Below are 14829 nucleotides of genomic sequence, written 5' to 3'. Positions count from 1 at the left end.
CGGTCGGGGGTGCAAGCGGTATCAGCCGGGTTCCAGCCCTGCGGCCTGCAACAGGCGGGCGCTTTCTTCGGCCAGCAGACGTTCCTCTGCCGCACCCTTGACCGGCACCTTGCCGACTTCAAGGAACAGCGGTGCCGCAAGCGGTGAGACGCGATCCAGCCTCAGCAAATCAATCCGGTCGCCGATACGTTCAACCATCGCCTCGATACGCCCGAAGTCCACCAGTCCGCGCATGGCCTCTTCGCGGGTGATCTGCATCAACAGGTGGTCGGGATCATACTTCAGCAAGGTGTCATAGAGGATATCCGATGAGAACGTCGCTTGACGTCCGCTTTTGCGCTGCCCGCCGGTGTTGCGTTCTATAAGACCGGCAATTGTGGCCGAAGCGCGAAAGGTGCGCTTCATCACCGCGTTCCCGGCCAACCAAGTTTCTAGCCCCTCGCGTAGAGCGTCCAGTCGGAAAAGGGGGCGGGGGTCCGTGACGGCATCCAGCCCCCAGATCAGTGTGGCATAGTCGGTGGCCACGAACCCCAGCGGGGCAAAGCCTGTTTCCTCCATCCGTTTGGTCAGCAACAAGCCCAGCGTCTGTTGTGCGTTGCGTCCGGCGAAACCGTAGACACATAGGTTCTCGCGCCCGTCATTGGGAAAACTCTCGATCAGCAGACGGTCGCGTTGGGGCAGGCGGGACATATCGCGCTGTAGGGCAAGCCAGTCGGCCGTGTGCTTGGGCAGTTGCGGCCAGTCGGGCTGCGCGAACATCTGCAGAATGCGGTCGCTCAGCTGCGTTGAGGTGGCGAATTTTGTGCCCGAGAAGACTGCCACCTTGGGCTTGCGATCCGCGCGGCGGCTGACCTCTACAACCATCTCGCGCAGGCCCTCATAACGCACGATCTGACCGCCGATTAGAAATGTGTCACCTTGAGTGAGCGAGGCAGCAAAGGCTTCTTCAACCTCACCCAGAGGCTTACCGCCACGATTACGTTTCAGGCGCACCTTGAGCGTGTCTGTGTCCTGAATGGTGCCGAGGTTCATGCGGATGCGCTGCGCCGCGCGTGGGTCTCGCAACTGCCATAGGCCATCGGCACGTTGTTGCAGCCGCTGCCAGCGGTCATAAGCGCGCAGGGCGTAGCCTCCGGTGGCACAGAACTCTAGACAGGCGTCGAACTCTGCGCGCTTCAGTTCCGCATAAGGCCCGGCGGCAGTCATTTCTGTGAACAGCGTATCCGCGTCGAAGGGCCCGGCTGCTGCTGCGATCAGGATATGCTGGCACAGGACGTCGCGGGGACCCGTGCCACGAGGTTCTCCGTCCAGATCATGTGCTTTCGCGGCCTCAAGCGCAGCGACACATTCCACCACCTCGAACCGGTTTGCGGGCACCAGAAGGGCCTTGGAGGGTGCGTTATAGCGGTGGTTCGCTCGCCCAATCCGCTGCACCAGACGTTTAACGTTCTTGGGGGCACCGATCTGGATCACCAGATCCACATCGCCCCAGTCGATACCTAAATCCAAACTGCCGGTGCAAACGATGGCGCGTAGGTCTCCGCGGACCATCGCGGCCTCAACCCGCTCGCGTTGTTGCCGGTCCAGACTGCCGTGGTGGATGCCTATGGGCAGGCCGTCTTCATTGGCGAGCCAGAGGTTGTGAAAGAAAATCTCGGCCTGTGCGCGGGTGTTGTGAAAGATCAGTGTCGTCTTGTGTTGCTTGATCTGTTCCAACACCGCAGGGATCGCATAGGCTGCACCTCCGCCTGACCACGGGGGCATTTCCTGCGTTTCCAGCATTCGGATGTCTGGGTCTGGGCCGGGATCGGCTTGAATGATCTGGCAGGGGTCGGGGTGCCGGGCCAGAAAGCGCGCGATGGCATCGGGGTTTTCGACCGTGGCCGACAGACCGACCCGGCGCAGGTCAGGACACAGCGATTGCAGCCGCGCCAAAGCCAGCATCAGTTGATCGCCGCGTTTGCTTTCGGCCAGGGCGTGGATTTCGTCGACGATCACCCGTCGCACGCCGGCAAACATCCGTGGTGCGTCCTCGTATGAGGTCAACAAAGCCAGGCTTTCCGGAGTGGTCAGCAGGATATGTGGCGGATCCACGCGCTGGCGTTTCTTCTGCGTGGCCGAGGTGTCTCCGGTGCGATCTTCGATCCGGATGGGCAGGCCGATCTCATCTGCAGGTCCGCGCAGATTGCGACGGATATCGGCGGCCAAGGCCTTGAGGGGCGAGACATATATCGTGTGCAACCCAGCGTGGTCCCGCTCGGCCAACTCGGCCAGGGTGGGCAGGAACCCCGCCATGGTCTTTCCACCACCGGTCGGCGCAATCAGCAAAGTGGCCGGGTCCAATGCCCGGTTGAACGTGTCCTGCTGATGGGGGTGGATGGACCAGCCTTTGGCGGTGAACCAATCGGTGATCCGGGCGGGAATCTGCGTCATGCGTGCAGACTACCCGGCTCATCACCGAATTGGCACGGCGTTATTTGACGATTTTCTCGTCTTTAACGAACATGTTGGACCACGCGCGGTCGATCAGGTCGGGGCTCATCTGGTATGGGATGCCCTCGAATTCACAAATCGAGATCATCTGGTCGATCAGGAAGATTGGCTGATAGTTCGCGTAGACATTGTTTATGGTTGGGTATTTGACCTTCAACAGGTGCACCAGTGCAGCCTCATCCAGTGGCATACCGCGTTTGCGGGCGACCATAGCGAAGATCTTCAGGAAGTTCTCCTGGTTCGGGCCGTCAATCTTGATCTTGAAGAAGATCCGGCGCAGGGCCGCTTGGTCAAAGATCTCGTTCGGGTGGAAGTTGGTCGAGAAGATGACCAACGTGTCGAAGGGAACTTCAAACTTTTCACCCGATTGCAAGCCGAGGATGTCCTTGTTCTCTTCCAGCGGAACAATCCAGCGGTTGATCAGTGCTTGTGGTGGTTCCTGCTGACGGCCAAGGTCGTCCACGATGAAGATGCCGCCGGTTGATTTCAACTGCAATGGTGCCTGATAGGTCCGTGCCGTTGGGTTGTAGACCAGATCAAGCATGCTCAGAGACAACTCACCACCGGTCACAACAGTTGGGCGTTCGCACTGGACATAACGCGAGTCGAACCGTTTGCGGCGGCGGAGGCTGTTTGGGTCATCGGGTTCCTGCTCGATCGCGGTGTGCACGATCGGGTCGTAAACAGTGATCACCTGACCGGCGTATTCAATGGCATAGGGCACGTAGACATTGTCACCCAGTGCATCCCTGATCCCGTTCGAGATCGAGGATTTACCATTGCCCGGAGGGCCGTACATCAGAACCGAACGTCCAGCGCTGACCGCCGGGCCGAGCTGGTCCAGCAGGGTGTCGGGCAGAACCAGATGGCCCATGGCACCGACCAGTTGATCGCGGGTTACCTGAATGTTGCGGATCGACTGACGCTTGACCTGCTCGCGGTAGACATCCAGCGGCACGGGCATGGCACCGAAGTACTCCGACTGGCTCAGCGCGTCCAGCGCGCGGGCCTTGCCGGCATCGGTTAACTGATAGCCCATCTCGTTTCCGCTATTGGCGTTCAGGGTACCGGTGGCCTCAACCAGCTTCTGCTCTCGAGCCATGTCGATCAGTTCCTGTGTGACGGAACCCGGCAGACAAATCGCTTCGGCGATCTCGGAAACGGTGTTAACGTTTTTGCGGAAAATCGTCTTCAACAAGATGTCTCGCATCATGACGATGGGCAGTTGCATTTCGCCCAGACCCTTGGGGGCAGGGGGAGCCATTACCGAGGTGGTCTGCATATTCATGAGCGTCGCCCGTCTATCCAGTATTCACGCCAAAGGCCCCGAAAAGGGCCACTTGGGAAAATCTGTCCCGGCTTTGTGTCAGCACCAAGGCAGGGAAAAGGCGGCTTGGTGATAGTTCACGAGCCGTAAACAATTCCGAGGACCAGGTAGACAACGAGGCTGCCGCTCAGAGAGAGCCCCATCGGTATATGTCTGGTCTTTTCCCAGCTTTCCCAATCGGGCGCGAAGTTACGCAGTGCCGTTGCGCGGGCCAGCCTGTGAGCGACCAAGGCGGCTACGTTCATCGTTGTCAGAATGAGTAGAACCAAAAGATAGTCACCGGGCCAGACAAAGGGCGACGCTGCGGCCAGAAACTTGGCGTCTCCGCCCCCCAATGCACCGATTGCGTTGAACAATATGCCAAAAATCAGAACTGGCACGGCATGCAGCAAATGCCAGATGTAGGGTGGCAGCGAGATAGTCCACGACCCCACCGTGGCGGTTGTCCATTCCGTTGACCACGGTGGCAGTGCGAAAAGCCCGCCGACCACAAACACTGCAAACAGTGCTTTCACAGCGTGGTTCTTGATCAACATATGACGCAGATCCACCAATACCACGTAGAGGCAAATCGGCAGAACGAAGGGCAAAAACCACAACGCAACATGCGCGGGAATGTTCATCAATCAGGCATCCTCGAGCGCGCGGAGCGAACGGACAGCCTCATCATAGTGCTGAGGATGGGTGGCGATGGCTTCACGGAAAAGGTTCTTGGCGGTTGCCACATCCCCTTGCTTGACCGCAGAAATCCCCATTGTGTTCAACAGCACGGCGCGCTCGACCTGAGTCATTGGAACAACCGGCATATTGTAGTTGCCCTGAGCGGCACGGGCCAGAACCAGATTGTTCTTGGCGGTGAACAGGGACTTGTCCTGCCGGATCGCCTCGGTGAACAAACGCTCGGCTTCCTCGTACTGGCCACGTGAGAGCTTGGAATAACCCCAGTTGTTCATCACACCGCCTGGCCGAGTGGTCAGGCCGATCGCGGTTTCGTAAAAGTGGTCCGCACGTTTCCAGTCTTTTTTGGAGTCGGCCACAACCGCCTCTAGGCGATAGCGTTTAAAGGTCTCGTAAGTGGGCGGCACAGAATCCAGAACGGTTTTGGCTTGTCCCCAGTTGCCGGCACGAACAAGGGCGTCGGCATACTCGACTTTGTCGACATTACCAGATCCCTTCATGGTCGTTACTTTTTTCCAAGCGGCGACGGCCTCGGTCGAGCGCTTCGCGCGGGAAAGAGAGATTGCCAGACCTCGTTGCAGGTCTATCCTGTCCGGGTTCTTAGCTGCAGCACCTTGGAAGTAAGTGACCGCCTCATTCGGGTCAGCAGCAGTCAGAAGTACCTCGCTCAGGTTCGTCTCTTCGATGACGTTGACCTCTTGGTAGGTACGCTCGACTTTTTCTTCCTCGGTTTCTTTTTCGCAGGCAGACAATATCAACCCGCACATCATCATCGGCGCAATCAAGAATTGTTGGCGCATTTTTGCGTCCTTTACTGCCCTTGCCTGTTTTATGGGAGCTTGCGCAGCGTATATTGCCCGTCGCCTTGCCGCTCCAGCGTGTATTCTTGTTCTTCGGCCTCAGTATTAACAGGATTTTCCATTTTTGCGAGTGCTAAGCGCAGATTGTCCCGGATTGCGTCACTTTCGCCATTGTCCAACGCGTAGGCGCGTTTAAAGACTTGAGTAGCCTCTGGGTATTCGCCAGTCTCGATCAGCAACACGCCAAGGTTGTTCCATGCAACCGACCATTCGGGGGCATTTTTTACAGCACGACGCAACAGCGGTTCGGCCTGTCCCAGACGACCAAGGCCCAGATTAGCTGTGCCCATCGACGTCAAAATCTCTGCTGTCATTCCTTGGTCCAGTGCAGCACGAGAGAAAGAATTCAGCGCCAGTTCGTATTCACCGGCGGCCATCAAACGGTTGCCGACTGCTATTTCGTCCGCATTTTGGCCTTTTGGGTTTATCCCGGGGGCATCCAGATCATCTGACAGGCCCGTATCCGAACAAGAGGCCACCATGGCGATCACCAAGGCGGCCTTCAGAGTTTGGCGTATCGTGGATAGGATACGCACGAAGTTGGATGTCATGGAGGTATCAGCCGCCACCTGCAAAATCTGCAATCCCTTTTGCCGAAGGTCCAACCAGAATTACCAGCAAAGGCGGCACCGTCAGCGTCATTGTGGCAAGTGTCATCTTGGTTGGCAACTTGTTCGCGGCTTCTTCGGCCCGCATCACGCGTTTGTCACGCATCTCGCCGGCATAAACGCGCAGTGCGTCTGCGATGGATGTCCCGAAAGTAGCCGATTGAATCATCACGGTCACGAAGGCGTTGACATCCTGAACGCCACAGCGAGTTCCGAAGTCACGCAGCACCGAGTCCTTGTCCTTACCCGCCTTTAACTCATATGCTACAATCTGGAATTCCTGAGCGATGTCGGGGTAGGAGGATTTCATCTCGTTGGCAACCCGAACAATGGCCTGATCCAGAGACTGACCTGCTTCGACACAGACAAGCATAAGATCCAGCGTATCGGGAAATCCGGCGGTAATCGATTCCTTCCGTTCTTCGACGCGCCGGGTGATCCAATATCGCGGCAGAAAATACCCTGCAGCGGCTGGGATCAGAACGCGGATCGCTATTTGGTTGCCGGTGAATTCCTGCCCGCCGGACAGTACTGTAATCAGCATTACGCCTACAAGAATACCGACAATGCCCAGCGCAAACTGTGCAAAGTGAAAGAACCGTACCGCATCTTTGGAGTGATATCCGGCCTGCCGCAGCTTGAGTTGCATAGCCGAAAGTTCGTCTTCGTTCTTCGGCTCAAGGAAGGTGGCAAACTTTTCAAGTTGCTCGTTGCGGCTGGCAGTGCGGAGCTTGTCTTTCTTGGACTTTTTGTTTGGCTTAGGCGCCGAATTCGATTTCTGCAGCTTTTTAAGCGGGTCTTCTGGCTGGCTTAGTATCAGAGATACGGCAATCAGGATCATGAATAACCCCAGAACGCCGATTATGATCAGAGGCCCGAATTCACCCAGGTGCTGTTTGGTCAGGTCGTTGATTTGGCTCAGAAATTCCATTGAGATATCCTCAGACCTTGATGTTAGTAAGAATGCGCATCACGATCAGGTTCAGTGTCAGCATGATACCGACAAAGAAACAGAGCGGGATAAACAAGGAGTGATCTACCACTTCGTCATAGTACGTGGGGTCGTTTACCAAAATGAAAACCAGGCAAAAGAGAGGAAAACCGGAAAGAAATTTGCCGGACCATTGCGCCTCGGCAGTGATCGCTTTTACGCGCCGGAACAGACGGAAACGGGCACGGATCACCTTTGCCAGACCAGCCAGGATTTCGGCCAGGTTGCCACCTGACTGCTGCTGGATACCGACGGCAACAGCCAAGAATCGAAGGTCTTGCATATCCAGACGCTCCGCCATCTCTTTGAGCGCCTCGCCCACGTCGCGGCCGTAAGCGCATTCGTCCGCGATGATGCCAAATTCCGTGCCCAGTGGATCCTGCACTTCGTTCGCGACGATCTGGACAGAGGATACAAACGGGTTGCCCACGTGCAGCGAGCGTACCATCAACTCAACCGCATCCGGCAGTTGCTCTTCCATCAGGGCCATGCGTTTTTTTGCCTTGTTGTTTACCCAGGCATAGACACCCCCCACACCGATAAATACCGACAAGGCCACTCGTAGAACCATATCTGTCGCGGTGCCGATGCTTAGGCCAACAAAGGCAAAGCAAGACAGCAAAGCCATGACGACGATCAATTGTCGCGGAGTGAAGGCAATGGCAGCCTTTTGTGCTTTGTCCGCCAGCAACGAATAGAGCGGAATGCTCTGCGTCTTCATATGCTGCCGCATTTCCTTGCGCAGCTGTTCCAATACCTGTTCACGACCGACACCTTTGTCGAGCATATCCAACCGGCGGTTAACGCGGCTGTTCAGGCTGATGGATTTTCCGAACGCGACAAGGTAGATACCTTCCACCAAGGCGAATACCGCGGCGAAGATCACGACATATATGAGCGCCTCAATAGGCAGTTGCATATTCAGATCTCCTACATTTTCGTTGGTTCGTAGATCGAAGAGGGCAGGTCAAAGCCCCACAGGCGGAAACGCTCGGAAAAGTGGCTGCGCACGCCGGTGGCAGTGAAGTGACCGATGATCTTATTGTCCGGTGTCAGGCCAACACGCTGAAATTTAAAGATTTCCTGCATCGAAATCACGTCGCCTTCCATACCGGTGATCTCGGTGATCGAGGTCATCCTGCGCGACCCGTCCTGTAGTCGGCTGGCCTGAACGATCAGGTTCACAGCTGATGAGATCTGACTGCGGACCGCTTTGATCGGCATCTCGATCCCGGCCATCGCGATCATGTTTTCCAGACGCGAGATACCATCGCGGGCAGAGTTGGCGTGGATCGTAGTCATCGAGCCGTCGTGGCCGGTGTTCATGGCCTGCAGCATGTCGATCACCTCGGCACCACGCGTTTCGCCCACGATGATGCGGTCTGGGCGCATCCGCAGGGCGTTTTTCAAACAGTCGCGTGGGCTGACCTCACCTTTGCCTTCGACGTTGGGTGGGCGGCTTTCCATCCGGCCCACATGGGTCTGCTGTAGCTGAAGTTCCGCGGTATCCTCGATTGTCAGGATGCGTTCGGCGTCGTCAATGAAGCTGGAGAGTGCGTTCAGCGTAGTTGTTTTACCGGAACCTGTACCGCCCGACACGATGATGTTCAGCCGAGTCGACACGGCGGCCTGCAGATAGGCGGCCATCTCTTCAGTAAAAGCTCCAAAGTTGACCAGGTCGTCGATGCCCAGCTTGTCTTTCTTGAACTTACGAATCGATACCAGCGAACCGTCCACCGCAATCGGCGGCACCATCGCATTGAAACGTGAACCGTCGGCCAGACGGGCGTCAACATAAGGGTTGGATTCGTCAACACGGCGACCCACGGCGGACACGATCTTGTCGATGATCCGCATCAGGTGCTTTTCGTCCTTAAAGGTGATGTCGCTGATTTCCAGCTTGCCATGTCGTTCCACAAAGATCTGTTGCGGGCCGTTGACCAGAATATCGTTGACTGTGTCGTCCTGTAGCAAGGTTTCAAGCGGGCCAAGGCCAGTTACCTCGTCATACAACTCCTTAGTCAGTTGAGTGCGGTCTTCGCGATTCAATACGATGTTGCGGGATTCCAGAATTTCACCGGAAATGGCGCTGATTTCCGCACGCAGTTCTGCCTCACCGGCGTTCTCAAGCGCCGCGAGGTTCAGGTTCTCCAACAGCTCCCGATGCAGTTCGATCTTGATTTCGCCAAGACGCTCTTTGCGCTTGCGGTCACGATCAGCGCTGGCTGGTTCGGCAGCTTTTTTCTGGATAGGGCGTCGGGCGACTGCGGTAGCCTTCGGCGCTGTCTCGACAGTAGGTTTGGGCTCTGCAGCTGGGGATTGAACCGGCTGCCCTTCGGGCCGTTTCTTGTATCTTGAAAACACGGCGGTTCTTCCCCTTCAAATTGTTTTACGCGGCTTCAGCGTCGCTGCTGCCCAGGCTGTGAAGCGATTTTGCAAGTTTCGCGATTTCCCGACGCAAAGGGTTCTTGGCCGCTGCACTGGCCAGCGGCTGTCCATGATCGCCGCTTTGCATGACGGGCTTGCCGCCATCAGGCAGTTGAAGATCGATGGAGATACCCAGGCTTTCCCCCATCCGCTTCACGCGGCTCTTGCCGTTCAGGTCGGTAAACTTCGGGGCGCGATTCAGGGCGAAACGTAACTTGTTGAACGGCAGTTCCTCAGCCTGCAAGGCGCGTTTCAAACGCAGAGCGTTCTGGGCCGAACGCATGTCCAGTTCGATCAGTGCGAAATACACGTGTGCGGCCTGAAGGACGTTTTCCGACCAGTGAACAAGTGTCGAAGGCATATCCACGACGACATAATCAAAGTGGCGGCGGGCCGTGTCGATCACACGTTCGATGTCTTCCGGTGTAATCAGGTCCAGCGGCACCATGTCTGACGGTGCTGTTAGAACTTGAAGCTTTTCTTCATAGTTTTGCAGCGCCTGCGAGAACACTTCTTCATCCATAGAGGCCGTGTCCGACAGCATCTCAAAAACGGTTTCGCGGCGCGGCAAGTCCAGATAGGTGGACACCGTGCCAAACTGCAGGTCCAGATCCAGTAAGCACACAGAAGGCGCTTCTTTGTCAGATACGGTGGCCAGTTCCCAAGCCAGATTGACTGCCAGCGTGGTCGATCCTACGCCACCAGCCAAGCCGTGTACAACGAACAGGGCACCTTCCTTTGATTCACCTTGCGCCAGGGGCGCGGCTGCCTGCTGAACTGCAACCGGGTCGGGTTGTTTCATCCGGGCAATCGCTTCCTGCAACTCGCTCTCGGGCAGCGGGTAAGGCACGAATTCGTCAGCCCCTTTGCGCAGAAGTTGATGCAGAGAGGCCGGAGAGACGTCTTCGGCGATCAGAACGATCTTGATTTTCTTTTCTTTCGCGCGGGCGATGATTTCACCCATCAATGACAGGTTGTCTTCGTCCTCGCCATCAATCGCCAATGCGACAAATTCCAGGTTATCTGCATCGGGTTGGCTAAAAAATGCCAGAGCTTCGGCAAAGCCCAGATCCCCCCACCGCTCTCCAAGTGCGGCCTCCATGTCTTCGATCAATAGATCGAAGTTTTGGACATCACGGCTGATGGTACAGGCCAGAATGGCATTCTTATCGTCTTGTGGCGATGCGCTCGTCATTAACCAATCCTCGTCGCGGAAACAGGCAAACTCAGTCAGCCTGAAGGCTTTGTCTGGTTCGTCCTTGCCCCATTGCGGCCTAGATTGGCCGCAGGTCACCTAATTGTTGAAAATTTGGCTTGGAACTTAGGCAAGATTTGGGCGCAAAAGAACCAATTGTAGGGAAACGGGCGACGATGCCGCCCATTTCCAGTGATTATTTACTCATTACTGCCGGTGCTGGCAGTATCTTCGGTCTGAATGTAGCTTTCGCGCGTCGCGCTTTCGACATACTCGCGATAGACGATTTCGGCGTACTTGCCATCCAGAACAAGCGGGTTTCGACCCAAGAATCCAGACACTTCGGTCACGGTACGCCGGTTGCGACGATCCCGTTCCGAAGTCGCGATAAGCGGCTGCGTTTTACCTAGCGAAACGACGGCTTCAAGGCGAGAGCGGGAGATGCCCTGTCTCGTCAGGAAAGCGACGGCCGCATTGGCACGTCTTTGACCCAGCGCTTTGTTGTAGGACGCGGAACCGACAGCATCGGTATGTCCATAAACGCGGAAGCGTGCCTCGGGGAACTGTTTGATCCAGTCCGCTTGTCGCAGCAGTATTCGTTGGGCCGATGCATCCAACTGAGCACTGTCAAAGGCAAAGTTAATCTGCGTCGGTACTTCGGCCGCGAATCGCTGACCCAGAATTTGAGCGTAGGTCAATTCTCCATTCATGACCTGGATGTTGTTCAGGGTTGCATTCCCGAACGCGCCTGCGTCGACTTCGTATCCGGCCTCACGCGTACACGCAGTGACAGCGACCGAAAGACCCAGTGCGATGATCCACTTCTGCATTGGTCCTATCCTCCGTATCATTCCAGGACGTAGCCGTACGAGCCACCAAAGTCCTGCTTAGCGACTTCAGATGCCCCACCAGAGCCCACAGGGATGGTGCGTGCGGTCTTACCATTGATAAACAGATCGAATTCGCTGGGCGGCTTGACGCGGTCGGTTGGCAATGCCAGCGCTTCGCCACGGGTCGGCGAAACCAGATGCGCGGTTACAATAACGACAAGTTCGGTTTGTTGGCGCTGATATTGCGCGCTCCGGAACAGGGCGCCAAGTACCGGAACATCGCCAAGCCAAGGCACCTGATTACTCAGGTCTGCAAAGTCGTCCTGAATAAGCCCTGCAATTGCAAAGCTCTCACCGTCCCGCAGCTCAACCGTTGTTTTGGTACGGCGCGTAATGAAGGAAGGAACGGTGGTACCTGCAATCGAGAAATCCGAGTTCGGATCGATGCTGGAAACGGATGTGCCCATTTCGAGGTTGATCACGTCACCATCCACGACGCGTGGAGTAAACAGAACCTCTACACCAAACGCCCTGTATTCGATAGCGATGTTGCCGTCATCCGATGGAACAGGAATCGGGACCTCGCCGCCAGCAAGGAATTCGGCTTCCTGCCCCGAAAGTGCGGACAGGTTGGGTTCCGCGAGGCTGCGCGCAAGACCTTTGTTCTCCAGTGCTTCCAAGAGTAGACGCACCTGCGTTGATCCGGCACCAAACCCAAACAGGATTGCACCTGTATTTGTTTGAACAGCGGGGATGTTGTTGTTCAATGCGTTATTCAGCGCAGGCAGGTTGTTCAGAGTGTTGAAACCACCGGATGCGTCGCTACCGCCAAAACCAAGAGAGGCCGTCAGGCTTTTCGCTATCGAGCGGTTCATTTCAGCAAAGCGTACTTTCAACATCACCTGCTGTACGCCACCGACGGACATCAGATTCGAGACACGCTCGGGCGCATAACGCTCCGCAAGCTCCAGAGCTCGTGCCAGTTTTGCGCTGCTTGATACCGTACCCGAAAGCACAATGCCGTCATTGGCAGTACGCACCTCGATTGGTTCAGCTGGCAGAATCTGCCGCAACCGTTCTTTGAATTCGGAAACATCCGGCGATACACGAACCCGAACGTTCGCTAGCAGATTACCTGCGCCGTCAAACAGAGTCAGCGTTGTCAGGCCCGGAGCCTTGCCCAACACATAAATCGTGCGATCCGAAAGCGATGAGATGTCTGCGATGCCCGCATTTGCGATGCTAAGCTCGGCGAACGGTTCTTCGCTTTCTACGACTATTGCGCGGTTCATCGGAACGTCCAGCGTTTCCGCTGTCCCATTCTTCACTACGCGTAAAGTTTCAGCCCAGGCCGTTTGCCCGACCGGACCAACTGAAAGCGCTAACCCAAGCAGGGTTGCGCTGATCCAAGAACGTATTGTCATGTGACCTGCCTCTCCGATCACGCTTCGTTTTTTCGGGTCTATTGCCCTATGCCGGTTAACATTGCGCGAATTGATAATTTATTGCAATAATCAAGGGTTTCCGGAATTTTCCTTATGTGGACAATGCGCAACATCCAAAACGGAACAAGCCGCGCACAGGGCGCGGCTTGCGGTTGTAAATATATGATTTAACGTCAGTTTGTGCAGGGAATCGGGGTTTGGACAATTTCCCCACCACGCCGAATGTTAGTGAAGCATTCTCTTTTCTCGACTTTGACTGGAGCGACAGCCTTTTCGATTGAAAGAAGTTTCTGCTGATCCACTTCAACCGCCGTAGCGACGGTGTCGTCCTGAGCGCCAACCAGGGCCAACGACATGCGTCCGGTATTCTGCGCCTGAGCCAGAGCTGCGATATGTTCCGGTGTTGCAGCTACTGTCACTGTGCGCGCGATGGTAGTATCTGATACGTCCGACGTTGCAAGCTGGTCGACCGCAATCAACTGGACATTTGTTAGAATCAAGCGCGTAATTTGGCGATTACCACCTTCGAGATCGGCGCTGACGGAGCCAGTCCAGTAGACGTCGACATTATCACCGGGACGCAGAAAACCCGACACGCCGGACGCGACATCGACCCGGATAGCAAAAGCGCGCATGCCTTTTTCGATGCGCGATATCAAGCCAGCCGGCTCACCGGGGTTGGTGACTTTGACTTCCATCAACGCCTCGTCCTTTTCCATCACTCTTCTGATGAAGCGATCCCCGTCGGCATCTTCCGGGAACAAGGCAGCCAAATCCAAAAAAGTGCCCTCCGGGACAGCATCTTCAGGCCAGTTTACAATTCGGACATCATCTTCAGACAGCCGCTCACCATATTTCATGGTGCGGTTCGCGACAACAACACCAACTAAAGGCACGATTTTGGCGCTTGCCAGCGCGTCCTGTGTTGCCTGGCGTTCTCGGTCAAGCTGAGCCTGATATTCCGAGATGTAGTCGCGCGCCAAGTATACTGCGCCTCCGGCCAATGCGACGCCGACAATCAGGACAAGTCCAAAAACCAAACGCATGCGTGTCCCCTCTTATCACTTTGTTCTGGTTGGTTCGGCGTACAATCTACGACGAAGATCGTTTTTGAATAAAAGTAGATTGTGTCGAAAAGGGGGATAAACTTGGCTTGATTTTTGGTTTTTGCGCTATTTGTGGCGAATGTTCAACAAAGCCGGGATTACTCTTATTCAGCTACTTGGTTGCTGACATGACACGATCGCTGGCCGTTGTTGCAACATTCCCAGTCCCGCCATGAATTGCAGTAATTGCGACTCCAGCAAGGGCCACGACGGCAGCGGTCAGAACAACCCAGTCAACGGTGACAGCACCGTCTTCGTCGCGGATGAAACTTTTGCGGGTTTCACTCATCATTTCTCTCCGGTACGGCATGCTTCAACAGAAAAAGGCCGCGCCCCACTTGTCAGGCGCGGCCTTTATCAGATTTCCTCGGCTCCCGCGTAGGCCCTACAATTGGTTCAACCTTGCGGGTTATTTGTAGCCGCTGCTTTATTACTGAGTAGCGGTGCCCATTTTGGTCGATACGTTCGATGCAGCAGTTGAGGTGCCGGTCGAGATCTGGCCGTAGGCGACAGCGGCCAGGGCGACAACGGCTGCGGTCAGAACAACCCAGTCAACAGTTACGGCGCCGTCTTCATCTTTGCGGAAGTTCTTGAAGAACTTGATCATGTTACGTCCCTCCTAAAGGATCAAAAAAGTTACTTTAACCTCGGCGTCTAACAGAGCTTTCTCTCTCAGTCCGCTCCCGTCCGTCTCGGTATGGCATTATGTTTGCCTGTCCGGCATGGCAGGAATTGGGCCAAACACCGCTTTTTTCCTTCAGGGCTTAACTTTTTCTCAGAGTTTTTGGTAACTCATTGAAAAATAACATTTAAAAAACGTATATCGAGGGCGGTGACCAATGTGGGCGATGCAAAATTACGGCAAATGA

14 protein-coding genes are annotated in these 14829 nt (G+C 55.7%); all 14 read right to left on the bottom strand.

The genetic code is table 11. The features are described from left to right. Positions 1-21: 21 nt before the first annotated feature. Positions 22-2433: a ligase-associated DNA damage response DEXH box helicase gene (locus ACR0ER_RS06055; RefSeq protein ID WP_480768136.1), complete on the bottom strand. Its 2412-nt coding sequence runs from the start codon at positions 2431-2433 to the stop codon at positions 22-24. 40 nt (positions 2434-2473) lie between these two features. Continuing rightward, positions 2474-3781 carry a P-loop NTPase family protein gene (locus ACR0ER_RS06050; protein WP_170332764.1) on the bottom strand — a complete coding sequence of 436 codons (1308 nt, stop codon included), beginning with the start codon at positions 3779-3781 and terminating at the stop codon, positions 2474-2476. A gap of 116 nt (positions 3782-3897) precedes the next feature. Next, entirely contained in the window at positions 3898-4443 is a 546-nt protein-coding gene (locus tag ACR0ER_RS06045) for a prepilin peptidase (RefSeq protein ID WP_480768263.1), read from the bottom strand. Positions 4444-4446: 3 nt separating this feature from the next. After that, the gene (locus ACR0ER_RS06040; RefSeq protein ID WP_170332760.1) at positions 4447-5298 is read right to left on the bottom strand and encodes a tetratricopeptide repeat protein; all 852 of its coding nucleotides are present in this window, start codon (positions 5296-5298) and stop codon (positions 4447-4449) included. A gap of 29 nt (positions 5299-5327) precedes the next feature. After that, positions 5328-5909: a tetratricopeptide repeat protein gene (locus ACR0ER_RS06035; RefSeq protein WP_480768135.1), complete on the bottom strand. Its 582-nt coding sequence runs from the start codon at positions 5907-5909 to the stop codon at positions 5328-5330. 7 nt (positions 5910-5916) lie between these two features. Further along, positions 5917-6897 (bottom strand): type II secretion system F family protein, encoded by a 981-nt coding sequence (locus tag ACR0ER_RS06030; RefSeq protein WP_480768134.1) that lies wholly within the window; start codon positions 6895-6897, stop codon positions 5917-5919. A 10-nt stretch (positions 6898-6907) separates the two neighbouring features. Next, the gene (locus ACR0ER_RS06025; protein WP_170332757.1) at positions 6908-7876 is read right to left on the bottom strand and encodes a type II secretion system F family protein; all 969 of its coding nucleotides are present in this window, start codon (positions 7874-7876) and stop codon (positions 6908-6910) included. An 11-nt stretch (positions 7877-7887) separates the two neighbouring features. Next, positions 7888-9321 (bottom strand): TadA family conjugal transfer-associated ATPase, encoded by a 1434-nt coding sequence (locus ACR0ER_RS06020; RefSeq protein ID WP_480768133.1) that lies wholly within the window; start codon positions 9319-9321, stop codon positions 7888-7890. 25 nt (positions 9322-9346) lie between these two features. Next, positions 9347-10579, bottom strand: coding sequence for a CpaE/TadZ family protein (locus ACR0ER_RS06015; RefSeq protein ID WP_480768132.1), 1233 nt, complete (start codon positions 10577-10579; stop codon positions 9347-9349). Positions 10580-10779: 200 nt separating this feature from the next. Next, positions 10780-11409: an OmpA family protein gene (locus ACR0ER_RS06010; protein ID WP_170332751.1), complete on the bottom strand. Its 630-nt coding sequence runs from the start codon at positions 11407-11409 to the stop codon at positions 10780-10782. A 17-nt stretch (positions 11410-11426) separates the two neighbouring features. Next, positions 11427-12833: a type II and III secretion system protein family protein gene (locus tag ACR0ER_RS06005; protein ID WP_480768131.1), complete on the bottom strand. Its 1407-nt coding sequence runs from the start codon at positions 12831-12833 to the stop codon at positions 11427-11429. 194 nt (positions 12834-13027) lie between these two features. Next, positions 13028-13900, bottom strand: a complete 873-nt coding sequence (cpaB, locus tag ACR0ER_RS06000) for a Flp pilus assembly protein CpaB (protein ID WP_480768130.1) — start codon at positions 13898-13900, stop codon at positions 13028-13030. 172 nt (positions 13901-14072) lie between these two features. After that, positions 14073-14249 (bottom strand): hypothetical protein, encoded by a 177-nt coding sequence (locus tag ACR0ER_RS05995; RefSeq protein ID WP_480768129.1) that lies wholly within the window; start codon positions 14247-14249, stop codon positions 14073-14075. Positions 14250-14390: 141 nt separating this feature from the next. Next, complete coding sequence (locus ACR0ER_RS05990) at positions 14391-14567, bottom strand: hypothetical protein (protein ID WP_480768128.1); 177 nt, start codon at positions 14565-14567, stop codon at positions 14391-14393. Positions 14568-14829: the final 262 nt, after the last annotated feature.

The sequence above is a fragment of the Ruegeria sp. CH8 genome, assembly GCF_056536985.1.
The sequence above is the reverse complement of the archived record's forward strand: the minus strand, read 5'-3'. Positions and strand labels throughout refer to the sequence as shown.